Origin of the sequence: Listeria grandensis, assembly GCF_014322885.1 — a bacterium.
GTDB lineage: Bacteria > Bacillota > Bacilli > Lactobacillales > Listeriaceae > Listeria_A > Listeria_A grandensis.
In genome coordinates, this window is sequence record NZ_JAASUG010000005.1 from 89,095 (window position 1) to 108,358 (window position 19,264).

At 45.1% G+C, this 19,264-nt stretch carries 12 protein-coding genes; 4 read left to right on the plus strand and 8 right to left on the minus strand.

Annotated elements, in window-relative coordinates; genetic code table 11:
• Positions 1-30 precede the first annotated feature (30 nt).
• Positions 31-6,618, minus strand: coding sequence for a DNRLRE domain-containing protein (locus HCJ54_RS08435; protein WP_187137325.1), 6,588 nt, complete (start codon positions 6,616-6,618; stop codon positions 31-33).
• A 538-nt stretch (positions 6,619-7,156) separates the two neighbouring features.
• Here HCJ54_RS08435 and HCJ54_RS08440 point away from each other — a divergent pair.
• From HCJ54_RS08440 to HCJ54_RS08450, 3 genes are all read left to right on the plus strand, one after another.
• Positions 7,157-8,602, plus strand: a complete 1,446-nt coding sequence (locus HCJ54_RS08440) for a glycoside hydrolase family 1 protein (protein ID WP_187137326.1) — start codon at positions 7,157-7,159, stop codon at positions 8,600-8,602.
• Positions 8,603-8,716: 114 nt separating this feature from the next.
• On the plus strand, positions 8,717-10,081 hold the full coding sequence (locus tag HCJ54_RS08445; protein ID WP_187137327.1) for a PTS sugar transporter subunit IIC: 1,365 nt from the start codon (positions 8,717-8,719) through the stop codon (positions 10,079-10,081).
• Between the two features lie 11 nt (positions 10,082-10,092).
• Positions 10,093-10,971 (plus strand): ROK family protein, encoded by an 879-nt coding sequence (locus HCJ54_RS08450; protein WP_187137328.1) that lies wholly within the window; start codon positions 10,093-10,095, stop codon positions 10,969-10,971.
• A 43-nt stretch (positions 10,972-11,014) separates the two neighbouring features.
• On the opposite strand, the gene HCJ54_RS08455 is transcribed toward HCJ54_RS08450, so the two are convergent.
• From HCJ54_RS08455 to HCJ54_RS08485, 7 genes are all read right to left on the minus strand, one after another.
• Positions 11,015-11,743: a MurR/RpiR family transcriptional regulator gene (locus tag HCJ54_RS08455; RefSeq protein ID WP_036066449.1), complete on the minus strand. Its 729-nt coding sequence runs from the start codon at positions 11,741-11,743 to the stop codon at positions 11,015-11,017.
• A 101-nt stretch (positions 11,744-11,844) separates the two neighbouring features.
• Positions 11,845-12,459 carry an NUDIX hydrolase gene (locus HCJ54_RS08460; RefSeq protein ID WP_187137329.1) on the minus strand — a complete coding sequence of 205 codons (615 nt, stop codon included), beginning with the start codon at positions 12,457-12,459 and terminating at the stop codon, positions 11,845-11,847.
• Positions 12,460-12,520: 61 nt separating this feature from the next.
• Positions 12,521-13,180 carry a DUF1129 family protein gene (locus HCJ54_RS08465; protein WP_187137330.1) on the minus strand — a complete coding sequence of 220 codons (660 nt, stop codon included), beginning with the start codon at positions 13,178-13,180 and terminating at the stop codon, positions 12,521-12,523.
• 77 nt (positions 13,181-13,257) lie between these two features.
• Positions 13,258-14,355, minus strand: coding sequence for a hypothetical protein (locus HCJ54_RS08470; protein ID WP_187137331.1), 1,098 nt, complete (start codon positions 14,353-14,355; stop codon positions 13,258-13,260).
• Between the two features lie 11 nt (positions 14,356-14,366).
• The gene (locus HCJ54_RS08475; protein WP_187137332.1) at positions 14,367-15,455 is read right to left on the minus strand and encodes an ABC transporter permease subunit; all 1,089 of its coding nucleotides are present in this window, start codon (positions 15,453-15,455) and stop codon (positions 14,367-14,369) included.
• Positions 15,456-15,468: 13 nt separating this feature from the next.
• On the minus strand, positions 15,469-16,356 hold the full coding sequence (locus tag HCJ54_RS08480) for an ATP-binding cassette domain-containing protein (protein ID WP_036066445.1): 888 nt from the start codon (positions 16,354-16,356) through the stop codon (positions 15,469-15,471).
• A gap of 6 nt (positions 16,357-16,362) precedes the next feature.
• The gene (locus HCJ54_RS08485) at positions 16,363-16,740 is read right to left on the minus strand and encodes a GntR family transcriptional regulator (protein WP_185410591.1); all 378 of its coding nucleotides are present in this window, start codon (positions 16,738-16,740) and stop codon (positions 16,363-16,365) included.
• A gap of 198 nt (positions 16,741-16,938) precedes the next feature.
• Between HCJ54_RS08485 and gshAB the strand changes: the two genes are divergently transcribed.
• The gene (gene gshAB / locus HCJ54_RS08490; protein WP_187137333.1) at positions 16,939-19,260 is read left to right on the plus strand and encodes a bifunctional glutamate--cysteine ligase GshA/glutathione synthetase GshB; all 2,322 of its coding nucleotides are present in this window, start codon (positions 16,939-16,941) and stop codon (positions 19,258-19,260) included.
• The last annotated feature ends 4 nt before the right edge of the window (positions 19,261-19,264 follow it).

The following is a 19,264-nucleotide window of genomic DNA, read 5'->3' on the forward strand; positions in this document are numbered from 1 at the left end:
CTACAACACTAGTTAAGAAAACTATCTTAATCACTTCCTTCTTTTACTAACAACTTTACCTTTATGAATCTTTTTATTTTTGTAGAAATTATTCACTTTTTTACTATTAATTCTACTACGTAATTTTGAGTAATTCGTTTTTGATTTTTTTGCAATATTTTTATTTAGTAATGTTGTTCTCAGGTGCTTTTTGGGATTTCTAATCAATGCCTTTCTATACGTATTCATACTTTTAAGCAAATTCTTTCTTTTAGCCAGCTTTATGCCTACTCTGATTGTGCCACCTAGACCAAAAACACGACCAATGCCTGTTTTCCATACCCCATCAACGGCTCCTCTTCCCGCTGCCCATGCAATTCCTTTAATAGAATAACCTTTATTCCTATTTTTATAAAGATATTTAGCTGTACCCCACGCTGCTCCTCCCGCGGCCGCCACAACCCACCAAGCTACCTTGCCATCAGGGTCCAAATACATTACTGGGTTGTTATTTGCATAATTATAGCCATTCATCGTTTGAGGATCATCTTCATCACCAGGTTCTGGGTCATAGCTAATAAAAGTACCTTGTTCTGGTTCATAGTAGCGAGCCATCAAGTAATACATACCAATTTCTTTGTCATACGTATATCCTGCATAGCCGAATGGGTTTTGTTTGGCTTCACTGGTTGTCTCAGCGACTTGTAGTACGTTACCCCATGCGTCGTAGCTGTATTCTGCCACGGTGTCGCCTGCCTCGTTCGTCAGGGCCACCACATCGCCATGCGCATTGTAGTGATAGAACACGGTTTTCGTGCCGACTTTCATGGCCATACGCATGTTGCTATCGGAATAGACATATTGACGTTGCACGGTTCCTGCACCGTCTGTTTCATACAACACGTCAATACTATCGCCATCGTAGTAATACTTCGTTGTTTGTCCATTGACTGTTTTTTCAATACGACGATTATCGTCATCGTATTTATAGGTTGCGAATGGTGTCGTTTCGCCTTTTTTCGTGATGGCTGTTAGTTGGTCTGCGGTGTCCCATGTGTACGTGTACTTACCATCGCTTAGACGGTTGCCATTTGTATCGTAGCTTAGCTTGTCGCCATTCCATGTTGTTAGCTGGTTACCATCATTATAACTTGCATCGATGGCTTTTGTCTTGCTCGAATCAGTCACTTTTGTGCGATTACCGAAACCATCGTAGGTGTAGGTTTTGACGGTGCCTTCTGGCAGTGTTTCTTTCGTTAGCTGGTTGATTGCGTCATATTCGTAACTTGTTTTGCCAGCTTTCTTATTATCGATAGTGGTTCGGTTACTTGCTGCATCATACGTGTAGCTTTCTTCAAATATGCTGTCACCAAGTTTGTTACCAATTTGGATGTCGCGTACTTTTTGTGTCGCGTCATAATTGAAGTTTGTTCCTACGCCATTTCCATTGATGTAATGACTCACGTTGCCAAACTCATCATAATCAAGGAAGTAATTGCGAGAACCATCATTGAATTTCGTATTTTGATCTAGTGCGTTATAATCATAGGTTGCTTTGTAATTGTGTGTGCCATGCGATACAACAACCTCATTGATTTTGTCGGTTTTTCCTTTGTTGTCTTTACTTGGCTTATCTTTGTATGTCCAAGAAACACTGCCACCGCGCTCTGTTTGTTTCGTGATACGGTCGGCGTCATCGTAGGCTTTATCGCGTACCATGCCAGATAGTGCGTCGGTCACTTTTGTTTCATTGCCATTCGGGTCAAATTGGAAACTGAAAGCGGTTTGACCGTTCCATTTCACTCCTGTCGCGCGGTCTGCGGAATCATAGATGCTTTCAATGGTGTCACCGTTTGGTTTCGTGACTTTGGTTTCATTCGCATTCGCATCGTATTCGTAGCTGATTTTGCGACCTAGGGCATCCGTGAATTGGGTGACTTTATTGTCGCTATCATATGTGTAGCTATTTTGTTGTTCTTTACCGTCTGCGGTTACGAATTTCTCTGTAGTATTACTGTTATCGTCATACTTGTAGGCAACGGCGGTTCCATTCGCCAGTGTTGTTTTCGTCAACTGGTTATCAACGTTATATTCGAGTTTCTTCGTGTTGCCTTTTTCATCGGTTTCCGTGAGTTTGTTGCCGTAAACATCATACGTGAAGGTGGATTTACGGTGTTCTTCATCATAGGACGCGACCACATAATTCCCCGCGCTATCATACGTGTTCTCCGTCAACACTTCCCCATCAATCACACGCATGTTATCAAACCATGCTTTACCTGTATGCTTCCCGCGGAATAACGTCCAGATTTTCAAGCGCGTGATTGGTTTATCCACGTTCACTGTCACCGCACTACGATTCCACTCATTCGTTCCAGTCGGGAATGGCGCGTAGAATGATTTCGTTACGCCGTCGCTCAATACGGCTTCGGCCAGGATCGCGTAATCATTCGACAGCTTCTCGCCGCCGGCCGTATTCACCACGTTTTCCGATTTCGACATCGCTGTCACCGTCACGTTTTTCGCCGTCGTTTGGTTCAGCACGATTTCTTGCCCGTACTTGCTGTCCACGTCCGTCACCGATGTCCGCACAATGCGCGCCGAAGAACTGTCCGCGAAACCTTCCGTGTCGTCAATCGCCAACTTATCCGCGCCCGCCGTCGAACCTCTCCACCAGCCCGTCGCCATCAATTCCGTGCCATTTTCAAAACTACTGTTTAACACTGGGTTAAAGTTCGCCGATGCCTCGCCTTTTTCGAGTTGTACATTATCAAACCACGCCGTTCCTGTCCCACCAGTATCCTTATTTTGCTCCACTTCTAGGAAAATGTAGGCTTTCGCGGTCGTTTTCGTGGTCTTAATCGTCAACTGGCGTTTTGTCCACGGACGGTTCGCTTTGATATCGCTGTATCGGTTATTCTGCCACGCTTCGCCATCCGTCACACGTTTGCCCGTCGCGTCGTGCAGTTCCACGTTAAAGAACACATTCGTATCCTTCATGTCGCTCGTTTTGATCAGCGCGCTCAGCGTATACGTGGCGTCTGGCTCCAGTTCCACGATCTGCTTCCCAGCCGTAAACCCGCGTCCCGTCGATTTCCCGGTGATTTTCAAGGAAGCCGCTCCGCTCACGCCGCCCGGTGCGGATGTGGTTTTGTCGATCGCTACCGTTCCCGTCGCCGTTTGGTACACTTGCGAGAACCATTCCGTCGCGACTAAATCCTTCTCAAAACTTGGATTCGCTAAAATATTCGTCGCCGTGCTTAGTTCCGAGGTTCCTTTAATCACGTTTCCATACTTATCATACTGCGAAACCGTCGAGGTCGCACCGCCTGATTGGTTCGTTTCCGACACCGCATCCGCATCATCGTAGGCTACCGTCGTTGTTTTATTCTCGGTATCCGTCATCGATGTCACATCATTATTCTCATTATACGTATAATTCTCCGTCCCATAAGGATCAGTCACCGACGTCACATTCCCGTCCGCGTCATACGTATACGTCTCTTCTTGCCCTTTCGGACTCACTTCTTTGATCAGGTTATTCGCCTCATAGCTCGTCGTCGTGCTCAGCTTCAAGCCATCCGCGTCCACAACCACTTTCTCGGGATTTCCCGCCTGATTGTAGGTATAAACCGTCTTCTTGCCTTTCGCGTTCACCAGCGTCGCCTCACGCTTCTCAGGCGCATAGCTCAGCGTCGTCGCTTTCCCAACCGGATCCGTGACCTTCACCAGCTTCTTATCCGCATACTCATACGCCGTCTTGTATGGCTTCTCTTCCGTGTGCTTCGGATCATAAATCGCCGTCAACAAGCCATCCGTGTAGCCATAACGATACACTTTCCCACGCGGTGTTGTAGACGCCGTCAATTGTTTTGCTGCATCATACGTAAACGTCACGTCGCGATTCTCCGGCCCTGTCACTTTCGAAATCTGCGCACCATTATAGGTCACGCTCACTTTCCGACCAGACGCATCCGTGATCCCCGTCAACTTACCACTCGCGTAGGTATACGTCAATACATTCCCATTCGGATCCTTCTCCGTCAACATTTGGCCCGCCGCGTTAAACGCCACTTCCGATTTATCCTGCTCCACTAGCAAAAAGCCCGTCGCAGTCTTCGTCAACGTACTATAAACACCAGCAGGCGCCTCATACGTCGTCCCCGTTTTCATAAACAATTGCGTTTTATTATCGGATTCGTACAACAGCACATCGCCATTTGCCTGTTCGGCAACACGCGTTTCCAGCGTACTCGTCCAACCTTTCCCAAACAATCCTACTTGGTCATTTTGGCTGTTAAACGTTCGGCTAATATTAATGCTCGGTCCGCGTCCTTCCAGCTCAAAATCCGTCTCGCTGAACAAGAAATTCCCGTTCGTCGCATTGACTTCGCCGCCAATCACCGGAATCGATGTCCAATAATCCACCATTCCCTGCTGCGAACCAACAAGCGGAATCGTCGGCTTGTAAATCCCAGAAATGGCGCTCGTTTCCTGTTTTCCTGTCTTCGTATACGCCTTCACCCGGAAAGCATAGGTTTTCAAATGACCTAACGTCCCACCAGAATTGGTATACACAGGCGAAGGATCTTGCGCTAACTCCGCGCCTTTTCCGTCTGTGTGTAATCCCCAACCACCGGCCGCAATCTCTGCATTCGTTGGCCAAAGTCCTTTATTCTGCGTCGTCCACGTCGTCTTATTCCCAACATCAAATTCGACATCCTTTTTCCCGTCGAACATCGTCACGATATAACCTTCCGCATTCGCGACAGGCGCCCAATTCACTTGCACATAACCGGTATTCGTCCCCGCCAAATTGGCATACGCTTTCCCAGTCGGTGCTGCTGGCGTCTCTATCGGCATGTACACATCCGTAATATCCGACGTCGGGCTATCTCCACCTGGGAACGTCGCCACAATCCGCACAATATATTTCAGCTGATTGCGCAACCCAAACGTACTGCCATACTGGAAACCATTTTCATACAATTCCCGCGGATCATTCGCAAATTCCACACCCTTGCCGTCCGTATGGAAATCAAATTCGCCTTCATCCAACTCCGCTTGCGTCGGGAACATTTTCTTGCCCTTCGACGTCCACGAAGTCACGTTGCCAACTGGGAACTGCTGATAGTTATACCCGTTCGAAATCACGACTTTGTAACCCGTCGCACCCGGCACCGCATTCCACGTCAAGTCCATGTAACCCGTGCCAGTTCCCGGTCCATTCGATGTCGTTTTCACCGTCGCTTTTGCCGGTTTCGCGTACGTATACGTCACTTCCAAATACGGTACATTCGTCCCTGTTTCCGTCGCCGTGAACTTTTTCCAAAAACCTTGCGTGTTCGTCGTGTGCATCATGAAACCGTAGTTCACCCGCGTGCCCTGCGCCCATGCCTGCACCGTATCTTTCACGTTAAAACTTGCCCACTGATCGCGTCCAACATTCGTCTCCGCAATATTCGTCGCGCTCGGTTTCGTATTCCACGTAATCGCGCCCGGCGTCCAAGCCCCTTTCACCTCATCCAATTTCACCAAGTTCGGCGTCGACGGATAGTAATGCCACGTCGCATACGCCTTAAACGTCGCCGACTCAATCGAAGCCTTCGCGAGCGACGACACATCCGGCTTGATATACGCGTAATTTATCCCCGTCGTGCCATCATATTGACCAACCGACATCGTATACTCGCCCTGACCCGCGTCCCACAACTTGCTTCCCGAATAGTTCGTCGTCGGGTAAGCGCTTGCAATATGCGCATCCGTCACTTTCTTCAACTGCACACTCGGATCGATGTAAACTGGATACACCCGATCTTCCGCCTTCAACCAGTCCGCATCCGCCACGACTTGTAGCGAATAAACCGTACTCGTCAACGCCTCCAGCTTGAATTCCACCGCATCCGAACTCACCGCGATGCCCGATTTCTCATCGATTTTCGAGTCCGACATCACCGGCTTCGGCAATTCAAAAACCACCGCGCCCTTGCGATTCGTAAAGCTGATCGAGCCATCTTCCAATTGCTCCACTTTCAATTTCGTGTCCAATCGGAAATTATAAATATTGAATCCATTATATTCATTAACCACGATGTCTTCCTTCACAGACGTGTTAAAATGCAAATTTCGCAAATCCGTGTTCGGTAACACCTCTTTAAATCGCGCTTCATTGCCGTCGACGCTCGCTTCCACGTCCGTCACAGCTGTTTTTTCCTTCTCGCCTTCTGCCGATTCAAAACCAAACGTAATCGCTTCGTTTCCCTCGCCAAACGTGCTATATTTTCCTTTTTCCATCTTCGGTAGGAATTGCGCTTGAATCTCCGTCCGTTCTGCCTCAATGACATCCTCATCCGTCGTCACTAAGTCATTGGAAACCCGCTCCCACTCGCCATCTTCCTTCACATTAATCGGTTCCGTAAAAATCTGTTTTGTAAAAGAACCGTTCTGATTATCATACACAAGCTCATTCTCCGTGCGTTCCTCGACCACTTCCACCGGCTTCGCTTCCGCCGTTGTTTTCGGTGTTGGTACCGCATCTCCCTTTGTTTCCTCCGCGCGTGGTTCAAATGCCGGTAACGTTGAAACAACCAACGCAAATACTAACCACACTAATAATCCCTTTTTCAGCCACGTCTTCATGTAAAAACTCCTTTGTTTTTTGTTATTTTCCTCACCTTTTGTGTCTTAGTAAACAAGTTATCAACTTTCACGATAACACACTGATTTATCCATTTCAATGCTTTTTTCTTACTTTTTAAATAAATAACGCTTTTCTTGCATTTGCACCTAGATTCCTTGTTTATCAGGCTATGTAAGCCGTATCATAAACCAATCCAACCACCTCCTTCTCTTATCCATTATACGAACATAAGTTCTATTTGTAAATACCAAAAGTCTCCCAAGTTGAAAAACGGAACACAACACAAAAATTTCATATCCGCCTTCCCGTAAATTTTAGCACAAAATAATCTTCAAAAACCATTTTAGTCCTAAACGCTTGATTTTCAATCCTGAACGCTAGTAATGAAACACCATGTTTCATCCCTGAAACATATTCCAACCCGCTGAAACTTCAACCCAATTCACCAATTCATATTTACATTTCAACCGAAACCGTTTACATTTAAATCATATAGACGGCGCGTCAAACGTCTTCTAATTTATTCGGAGGTGCATTATGCAACATAAAACGTTAAAACCTTTCCCAAAAGATTTCCTTTGGGGCTCGGCGTCCGCGGCTTACCAAGTCGAAGGTGCTTGGGACACAGAAGGCAAGGGCCCATCGGTTTGGGATGAATTTGTCCGCATTCCCGGCAAAACTTTTAAAGGAACAAATGGTGATGTGGCGGTCGATCACTACCACCGCTTCAAGGAAGATGTCGCACTCATGGCGGAACAAGGCCTGAAAGCTTACCGATTTTCCATCGCTTGGAGTCGTATTTTCCCGAAAGGCCACGGCGAAGCGAACGAAGCTGGTCTCGCGTTTTACGACGCTTTGGTCGATGAGCTCGTAGCAAACAACATCACGCCAGTCATCACGCTGTACCATTGGGATATTCCGCAAGCCATTCAAGACGAATACGGCGGCTGGGAATCGCGTCGCATTATCCAAGATTTCACCGACTACGCCGAGGTTTGCTTCAAGCGCTACGGCGACCGCGTCAAATACTGGGTGACACTGAACGAACAGAACGTTTTCATCTCACACGGCTACAAATTGGCGCTACACCCGCCCGGCCTTACCGACGACAAACGGATGTTTCAAGCGAATCACATCGCCAATCTTTCCAACGCATCAGCCATCGCTAAATTCCGCGAACTAGGAATGGACGGCAAGATCGGTCCAAGTTTTGCATACGGACCTAATTACGCGATCGACGGCAAGCCTGAGAACGCGCTAGCGGCCGATAACAGCGAGGAATTCAACGCGCACCTCTGGATGGACGTCTACACGTGGGGCGAATATCCGATCGCGGTTTGGAATTGGCTCGAAGAAAACGGTTTTGCACCAGATTTAGAACCCGGAGACACCGAACTTCTTAAAAAAGGAAAACCAGATTTCATGGGCGTCAATTACTACCGCACGATGACGAACGCGGCGAACCCGCTTGATGGCGTCGGCGTTGGTAAAATGAACACCACTGGTGAAAAAGGCTCCACACAAGAAAGTGGACTTCCTGGCGTTTACCGTCATGTGAACAATCCATATCTTGAAAAAACCAACTGGGATTGGGATATCGATCCGACCGGTCTACGCATTGGCCTTCGCCGTATCGCAAGTCGTTACCGTTTACCGATACTTATTACGGAGAACGGGCTCGGCGAATATGATACATTAGAAGAAGGAAACGAAATCCATGATGAGTACCGCATCGACTACATTCGCGCCCATTCCCTTGCGATTCAAGAAGCAATTACCGATGGCGTGGAAATGCTCGGCTACTGCACATGGTCGTTTACAGATCTACTCAGCTGGCTCAACGGCTATCAAAAACGTTACGGTTTCGTGTATGTAGACCGCGATGAAAACGATGAAAAAGAGCTAGCACGCTATAAAAAAGATAGTTTCTATTGGTATAAAAAGACGATGGAGCAAAATGGGGCAAATTTAATTAAAGAGTAAGAGTTAGGGAGTCAAGTTTGCGAAACGTATCCCAAATGCGGTTTGCAAACTTGGTCTATAGCAATTAAAAAGAAAGCGTTAACAAACGCTTTTTCAAAAATGGAGGTTCATTTTATGAGTTTAATGACAAAATTCGAACACGGTATGGAGAAAGCACTTGTACCAGTTGCCAACAAATTGAATTCACAACGGCACATTGCGGCCATTCGTGATGCATTTATTCTAGTTTTTCCTTTAATCATGGCAGGGTCGATTATCCTTTTAATCAACTTCGCAGTGCTTAGTCCAGACGGTTTCATCGCTAAAATCTTATTTTTAGGTAAGATATTCCCGAATCTCGCAGAAGCTCAGGCTATTTTCGCGCCGGTCTTGCAAGGTTCCACCAATATTATGGCCATTCTTATCACATTTTTAGTAGCGCGAAATCTCGCTATCTTTTTCCAGCAAGATGATCTTTTATGTGGTTTGACAGCAATCGGCTCGTTTTTCATCATCTACACGCCGTATCTTGTTGTCGATAACCAAGCTTACATGACTACAAAATTCTTAGGAGCTCAAGGGCTTTTCGTAGCGCTCATCGTTGGTATTATTACTGGGGAAGTGTTCAGCCGCCTCGCACGTGCACCGAAACTGACCATCAAAATGCCAGCCCAAGTGCCACCCGCGGTTTCTCGTTCGTTTAAAGTTTTGATTCCAGTTATTCTCGTGATGATCTTGTTCTCTGTTTTGAACTATTTGATTACGTTAATCGCTCCAGAAGGCTTGCATGACCTTGTTTATACAGTTATTCAATCACCGCTAAAAGATATGGGTACGAATATTTATTCCGTCCTAATACTTGGCTTTATTTCCAACTTACTATGGGTTCTTGGTATTCACGGTCCAAATACAATTGCAGCGATTCGTGACACCATTTTCACAGAACCTAACTTGGCAAACTTAAACTATGTCGCACAGCACGGTTCCGCGTGGGGCGCACCTTACCCAACAACGTGGGCAGGTCTAAATGACGCTTTTGCGAACTATGGTGGTTCTGGAATGACGCTCGGTCTTCTGATTGCGATTTTCTTCGCTTCCAAACGTGCCGATCACCGCGATATCGCGAAACTATCGATCGCGCCTGGGCTTTTCAACATTAACGAACCCGTTATTTTCGGTCTTCCAATCGTGCTGAATCCGATCATGGTTATTCCGTTCATCTTTGTACCAGCCATCAACACGTTAATCGGTTACTTCTTCATTCACTTCAAAATTATTCCACCGATTGCGTATCAAGTACCTTGGACAACACCAGGCCCGCTGATTCCGTTCCTTGGTACCGGCGGAAATTGGCTAGCACTACTCGTCGGATTGCTATGTTTGGCCGTCGCTACCATCTGTTACCTACCATTCGTGCTCGTTTCGAATAAAGTAGCAGCGAGCGATGCCCAAATGGATGCAAACGCAACCGAGTCCGCAACAGCTACAGGCGAAAAATAGGAGTTGAAAACATGAAAAACCTTGCAGCATTTGATATCGGCGGAACAACCTTAAAGATGGGCATTGTTTCGAGTGAAGGCGATATTCTCCAACACGAAAAATTAACAATCCCTGATTTTGATGGCGAACTGATATTAGCAGGGATTTCCGATTACACGAAAAAACACGATGTAGCGGGCGTTGCGATCAGCGCGCCTGGCTACATCAATCCGAAAACCGGCTTCATCACGATGGGCGGCGCGATTCGAGCTTTCGATAACTTCCCCATCCGCGAATACTTAGAAAAGAAAACCGGACTTCCCGTCACCGTCGAAAACGACGCCAATTGCGTTGCTTTGTGCGAAAAATGGCTTGGCGGCGCGCAAGACTTGGATAATTTTCTCTGCATGACAATCGGAACTGGCATCGGCGGCGGCATTTTCATTGATGGCAAACTGTACAATGGCTCGCGATTCCGCGCTGGCGAATTCGGCTATCTCTTCAGCGACCGTCCCGGCAGTTACGAACCCGGCACGTACACTTTGAATCAGACCACCAGCCTACTTGTTTTACGTCGCCAATACGCGGCACATACAGGCAAAGACCTACACGAAGTCACCGGTGAAGAAATTTTCGCAGCTTACGATAATCACGACCCGATCGCGGAAAAACTAATCCACGACTTCTACACAGGCCTTTGCACCGGCTTATACAACCTGATTTACTGCTTCGATCCGAGCCACATCTTCATCGGTGGCGGCATCACAGATCGGCCAACATTCCTTGCCGAACTCAAACACCACATGGCCTTCTTCGGCCTTCGCGACACCGAACTCGGACTCGTCTCACACAAAAACCAAGCCGGCTTACTCGGCGCGGCGTATCATCATTTACTCCTAACAAAAATCTAAAAATAAGGCGGAGAACTCCAAACTAGGAATTTTCCGCCTTATTTTATATTTGATGCCTATTATACGTTTTCTTCGCCATCGCCTCTAGCAAAAATAAAACCGGGATCTGCGTCGTAATATTCGTCTCATGAATCATTTCCTGCGTCACAAAATAAGGAATATTAATATCCGAAAGCCCTGCGAGCGTATTTTTGCTAGAATTCGTAATGCTGATAATCTTGCTTCCGTACTGCTTCATGTTCTGCGCCTGCAAAATAACCTGCGGCGTCTCCCCAGAAACCGACAAAATGACCATCACCGCATTATCAAACTGCTGCGCCGCGTTCGGATAAAACGGGTCCTTGATATAAAACGTCCGCTTCTGCAAATTCGAGAAAAAGCGCGACCCATACTCCGCCAAAATCCCCGATGTCCCGATTCCTACAAATACGACAAGTTGCGCGTCATCAATAATATCTACAGCCTTATCCAAACTCACATCATAATCCCGACGCAACGTCCGCTCGAAAAACTCCTCCAAAACTTCAATCGTATCCGCCGTCTTCTTCTTGCCTTTCTCCTTGGAAGCCTGCTTCAACTGTACCTTAAACTCCGAAAAGCCATCGTATCCAAGTTTCCTCGTAAAACGAACAATCGATGCCGCCGAGACATGCGTTTCATCCGCCAACTCGCGAACCCGCATGTACATCACTTTTTCAGAATTATCCATTATGTATCTGTACAAATGCAACTCTGTTTCAGTAAACTTACTGACTATCTCATAAGGAAACATTCACTACTCACCCTTTCAACTAAAGGTTTCACGACTTCATTATGTCATATTCCAAAATGAAAAGCTAGCCGTTATTTCCCGGGAAATATTTTTCGCACCCTCTATAATATTCCCCGCAACTCCATCGCGCTCACTAATTTCCCGTAATAATTATTCTCCTCCAGCGTAAACTGGCGCATGCCAAGCACCTCATTCACGATCTCAATCCCTGAGTCGCACAACTTAAAGCCCTCCACACGAAGCCCGTCCGATTCCCCTTTAAAGAAAATCCGAAATGCCTGCAAATCAGCCGTCACCATTCCGCCAACCTCTTCTTCCTGCAACCTGAAATCCGCTAAGTTTCCCGCAAACTTATACAAAAACACATGGCAGAACTCGCGATCCACAAACCCCGGTGAAACATAACTCGTATCAATCACGCCGAGCGAAACCAGCTCATTCGCCGCCACCTCAACACCAAGTTCCTCCTTCACCTCACGAACCCCATCCAGCACCGTCTCATCCTCCGTCAAATGCCCCGCTGCCGTGATATCATACAGCCCCGCAAAGTCCCGCTTCTGCTCACTCCGATACTGAATAAAAATCCGCGTCAAGTCCTCCGACACAAACCAACAATGAAACGTCTCATGCCACAAGCCCTTATGATGCACATCATCCCGGCTCGCCGTCCCAATCTGCTGATGCTCCAAATTAAAAATCTTCAATTTTTCTACCATCGTAATCATCCTTTCTATTAAAAGATGCTGCTCCTATTAAGAAACAGCATCACATTATCATTTATAAATTCGGGATATTTTTCTTTTTCTTCAAGTAGAAACGTAATGCCAACAGCGCTGCACCAACAATCACCGTCGGATAAGGATCTAACGCAACATTCCACTTCGCCGGAACTACCACCTGCACAACCGTCATAATCGTCATCCACACAACGATAACAACCATCGCGATCAAGAGATACTTCCATGTTCCACCTTTTTCACCTTGACGCATGGCACCAGCGTATTTACGCAACACCATCATCGCACCACCACCGACAAGAAACGTCACGAATAGCACGGCAAGACCGAGCGTTTGCCCTTGGAAAATCGCGCTCACACCACTGATCAGCATCATCGCACCAAGTACGAGCAAGCCGCCATCCAGTGCAATCCACCATTTCCCTGCAACTTCACCAGTCGGCGCCGCTTTTACCGTCAAAGCTTTCACATATTCTGTAGGCGTCACGTCAAATAATTTCCGCGCCGTCACACCTTGTTTCTGATTCTCAAGCACTTTCTCCGTCATTTCATAGATCAAATTTGCCTGTTGCTCCTCACCATATTGCCCAGCCTCACGAAGATGCTTCTCCACTTCCTGAACATATTGCAAGTTACGCTTCGTCAAATTCGCCTTCATCTCGCCCATCTCAGGCTTTACTGTTTCTGCTTCTGTTGTCACCGATAAAATCCTCCCTCAAACATACTACCTCTATTATAACCCAATATAGTTCCCAGTAGAAATATAATTATAAAAAATTACAACCGCTTCCCATAAACAAGCCGAATCGCAAACATCATAAAGCTAATCCCACTCAAACAAAAAACAATTAAAAACAGCACCAATCCAGCGATTCCAGTTAACTTCACAAAATCCTGAATCATATTAGCCACAAACATCCCCGTAAAAACACCAAAAACCCCGATTCCCCATGCGCGCATTCTCTGAAAAACAAACAATCTCCCGTTCGTCTCAAGCGATTCCCGTTCCGCCGCAAACCAAGCCACCAACACAAAAGTGAGTAGCAATACCCCCTGTAAAAGCAACGGTCCATACGCAGGTCTAATAAAACCCAACGGCTCAAAAATCCGGAAATAATCGCACCAATACGCCAATTCTCCCATCTCTCCCTTATTCAAAAACGCACTCAAATGCCCCACAAAAGACAAAATCATGTTCGGCAACAACAATAAACCCGCCGTAATCATAATCCCACCAAGCGGCGATCCAATCAAATAGCCCACAACGATCGGCAACAAAAACAGGAGCAAATAGGCAAGCCAAGTTCCAATCACATCCATCACCAATTTTTGCGCCTCGAAATCAATAAATTCAGCTGGAACCTGCGATGAAAAATACCAAAATCCTAGTCCCAGACTCACAAAATAGCTCACCGTAATCACAGCTATCCCAAGCAGCACCTTAACACCTAAGACCGCTTTTTTCGAATACGGTAATACCGCCGTAAAATGGTTCCCACGCGTGTATCGTTCCAAAATAATCGCGCACATCCCAAAAACCACCGACAAAACAAGTGTCAACGTAAACGGCACACTCACTGTAAAGCTAAAGAAAAAATATGTATACTGGTCGATTTTATCCGTCAACTTGGTCTCATACGCCAAATAACGAACCGTAAGATCGTCCTTAATCTCCTGTTTCGTCATCGCAAAATCCGGATCGAGTTCCTGCTCCAACCGAAACGCTTCCGATTTGTAATGATCCTGACTCTTATTCCAAGCCCCCGCCTCATTCACCAAGCCCACAAAAAAAGCTAACAAAAACACGAGAAAAACAAGCGGAATAACCCACCTAATTCCCCGCCATTCCTTGTACCAAAGCCCCTTTTCCCACATACAGATCCCTCCTACCTTCGTACCCATGTATTCCGATAAAGCACCATATAGCAAATAAACAAACAACCGAGAAACGACCCCAAACTAATGACCAGAAAACTAAGCAACGAAGGCATTTCATCCATATTTCCATTTATCCAAAAACTAGTGATCAAAATCATGCCCGCAAATGAAATAAATAGCGCACTCGGAATCCGTAAATACGAAAACATCAGTACTTTTCCATTTTTTTCAATCGAATTACGCTTGTAGAAAAAGACCGCCCCCCAACCTAAAAGTAACAACACCAACATCTGAAAAATAAAAGGGCCATACTGAAATTCAGTATTTCCAAATATTACAAAAACATTGGCGTAAGACGTCCAATTGGTTAGTGTCGATGAATCTAGTTTCGGATCAAGTAATTGCACCAGTACCACCCAGATAGTATAAATATACCGTGGCATCATCGTAAAGATAACAACCACAATGATTGTTGCCATCAACTCACCCATGATAGTTCCCAAAAATAACGCCAGCACAAACAACAGTAAGAAAGTTCCCAAATTTCCAATCAAGCCTAAGTAAACTTTTTTCATATCTAAATCAATGTATTCGCTTGGAATAACGCTGAAAAGGTGTTGCAAACCTAGCCATAAACTGATACTGTATGTCACAACAATCGACAGACCCCCGACCAAAATCTTCACAATAATCATGCTACTACGCTTAAATGGTGCCGCCAAAGAAAAATGATCTTTCCGCGTATATCGTTCCCAACTAACCATCGCCAAACCTAAGATAACAACCAATATGCTAAGACCACTATAAAATTGCCCCATCGTATAAGTAGGCTGATAACTGTCCTCAGGAAAGCCCGCTGCAAAGTGATCCAGCGTCAAGCTCAATTTAACATCTTTGGGTGACATTTTAGCATCGTCCGGAGATTGTTGCTGTTCCTTCGCAAAACCATCCGATTGATAGTAATCATACTGCTCCTGCCAGGTATCCGCATCCAAATATAGCCCACCCGTTTGTGCATATAGAAATAAAAGCATCAAGGCAACAACGATCCATCTCACGCCATGCCACTCTTTCAACCACAAATGCTTATTTAACATGCTTCTTCTCCTCCTATATCTCGTAGTAGTCTATCTTGTCATCTGCTAATCGGATTGTAAATACATCTTCAATCGTAATCGCCATTTCCTGATAAAGAATCGGTTCCTCTGCTTTAATTTGAGCCACAAAGTCATCCACGTTCTCCGTTACAAGCAACGTATAAATCCGGCCATTTCGCTGTAACAACTCCGATTCTTGTTTCACAAAATCCGGAATATGCTTCGCCTTAAAGGCAACCTGTATCTTCAAAGCCGCATCACGCAACGTTTCCAAGTAATAATCGAGCTCCAATTTAGAACCTTTTAAAACCAACACACGATCCGCCACCATCTCAAGCTCGTCCAAACGATGCGACGCAATCAGCACACTCGTATTCCGATCCGCTACCGTCTCTAGAATAAACTGAAGCAACTGCTTTTTCACAATCACATCCAGACCGTCCATCGGCTCATCCAACAATAAATACCGAACATCCAGTGAAAAAGCCAAAATCATGAAAAATAACGCCTTCCGTCCCTTTGAAAACGACATCACTCTTGCTTTTTTTGGCAGCTCAAAACGCTCCATTAACATATCAAAAAACGCTTCATCAAACGTTGCGTACACATTTTTGTAAATTTTAACGACCGCTTTCACGCTATACGAATTAAAGTAGTTCATATTATCCTCAAGAAAGAAGATGTTCTTTTTTAAAGCCGGGTACTTGCGCAAATCATAGCCATCAATTGCAACTTGGCCTGCATCAGCTATATACATTCCCGCAATAATCGAGAAAAGTGTCGTCTTCCCAACACCATTGCGCCCAATAAGCGCAGTAATCTCACCAGGCTTGAGTTCAAAAGAAACATCTTCTAAAACTAAATTCCCCTCAATACTTTTTGTGACTCCATCAATAATCATCTACTTCTATCCCTCCAGGCTCGTATAATATGCATTCACTAATCCTTTTAATTCCTGTTCCTCAATCTGTAAATAATTCGCTTCCAAAATCAATTGTTCCAAATTCTTCCGAAATAGAGCTAATGCCTCTTGATTTGGTCCATTATCTCTAGAATACGCTACATACGCCCCTTTTCCAAGTTTGGTCTCGATGATACCGATGCGCTCCAATTCTTTGTAGGCTTTACTTACCGTATTTGGGTTCACCAGAATATGCGCCGACATCTCGCGAACACTCATCAATTTTTCGCCCGGCTCTAGAACTCCTCGGATACAATAGTCCTTAATGATCGCCACAATTTGCTCATAAATTGGAACATGACTTTGAGAATTTATAGTATACATTACTATCACTCTCCTCATGTGTCCTATTATAACTAGTACCGTTCTGAAAGTAAAGTTATTTATTACAATTATTTCAAAAACATTTCGTTAATATTTCGCTTCGAAATCTTAGTAATCTAAAACCCTTTTGTATACTATTGACCATAATTATTGTAAGATAAATCTAGTAAACAAAATGGACTACAAGAAGGTGAAATCGTGCTATATAAAAATGATAATTTGTTTCCAATACTAGAACAACACGCCGATTTGAAGAAACGGCTATTTGAAGGAAACTTTGGGCTTGAAAAAGAAAATGTGCGGGTAGATAAAAACGGGAATTTGTCACTCACACCCCACCCCGAAATTTTTGGCTTAAAAGAAGAAAATCCGTATATAAAAACGGATTTCTCAGAGAGTCAAATCGAGATAATTACTCCCGTCAGCAATTCTGTTGACGACGTTTATACTGCAATGGAAAATCTGCAAAATATCGTATCTGACCGTATTCGAGACGAATATTTATGGCCAAATAGTAACCCGCCAATCCTTCCAGCAGAACAAGATATTCCCATCGCGGTCTACCAAAATCCACAGTCAGCAAGTCGACTATACCGGGAGCATTTGGCACGCGAATACGGGAAGAAAATCCAATTATTTTCTGGCATTCACTATAATTTTTCGTTCTCAGATGCGTTCTTGACTGATCTTCACGAAAAACTGGGCGGCGAAAAAACTTTACAAGACTTCAAAAACCAAATATACCTCAAGGTCGCCAAATATTTCATGCAAAATCGCTGGTTCCTGCTTTATTTAACCGGAGCAAGCCCGATTTACCTTCCAGATTTTCTAAGTAAACCCGCGACGAACGAAGTTTCACGTGAAACATCCGATCTGATGCTGAAAAACGGCGTCTCTTTGCGTAATAGTCACGCCGGATATAAAAATAAATGTTCGCTACATGTAGATTATTGTAGTTTTGACAATTACATTGCTAGCATTCAATCATGGATCGATAACGGAAAAATCGACAGCATGCGCGAGCTGTACAACCCGATTCGCTTGAAAAATTCCCATACCGATCAGTCACTAGCCGGCCTCGCTGAAGCTGGCGTCGAATATATTGAAATCCGCTCCCTAGATCTCAACCCTTTCGACCCAAACGGTATCACAAAAGAGACGATGCATTTTATCCAGTTGCTCCTTGTGACGGGCCTCCTAACAGAAAGCGAAGCCTTCGACAAATCGCATCAAGAACAATCTGATGAAAATGAAGAACGTATCGCAAGCGATGGCCTTTCCCAACCTGATATTTTTGTAAACGGTTCGGAAATCCCATTTGAAAAAGCGGTCGACAAACTTCTAACAGAAATGGAACAAGTCGCCAAGCAAGTAGGTTCCGCTGAATTTTTAGACTTACTAGCCAAACAGCGCGAGATCAGCAGAAACCCTGAAAAAACAGTAGCCGCGCAGCTCGTAGCAACAACCGAATCATTCGTTCCCTTCCATCTTGAAAAAGCAAGAATCTATCTAAATGAGAGCCTCCAAAACGCATACAAATTAATCGGTTACGAAGACATGGAGCTTTCTACACAAATCGTGCTGAAATCAGCTGTTACAAAAGGATTCGCAATCGAGCTCCTCGACCGGGAAGAAAATTTTATTCGTTTAGAAAAAGGGAATCAAGTTGAATATATTAAACAAGCAACGAAAACCGCTCGCGATAGCTATATTAGCGCGCTAATCATGGAAAATAAAGTCGTGACGAAGCAGGTGCTAGCAGAACACGGCATTGAAGTGCCACATGGCCGCAATTTTTCCGATCTCAAAACAGCTCAAGCTAATTTTGAGATGTTTGCTGACAAACCTATTGTCGTCAAACCTAAATCTACCAACTTTGGCATAGGAATCAGTATTTTCAAAGATGGTTTCACGCAGAAAGACTATGAGGAAGCGTTGAAAATAGCATTTAGTTACGACTCCTCGGTCATTATTGAAACCTATATTCCTGGCGACGAATATCGTTTCTTAGTCATCGATGGCAAAATAGCCGGTATTCTGAAGCGCATCCCTGCCAACGTAACAGGCGATGGCATTCATACCGTTTCCGAACTGATCGATGAAAAAAACCTTGATCCATTGCGAGGCACCGACCACCTTAAACCTCTAGAAGAAATTTTAAAAGGCCCTGAGGAAACGTTGATGCTTTCTATGCAAGGTTTTACGATGTCTGATGTTCCTCCTAGCGGCCAAATAGTCTATCTACGCGAAAACTCAAATATCAGCACTGGCGGCGATAGTATTGACGTGACCGATCTGATTCATCCCTACTACCAAGAACTAGCGATTGAATGTGCTAAAGTTGTTGATGCCAACCTTTGCGGCGTGGATATCATTGTTTCACGTGAAACAATGGCCAATGGTCCCTATGCTGTGATTGAGCTCAATTTCAATCCAGCCATCAATATCCATGCTTTCCCATATCAAGGAGAAAACCGCCGAATTGGCGACATGATTCTAGATTTTCTATTTAAAAAATAAGCAA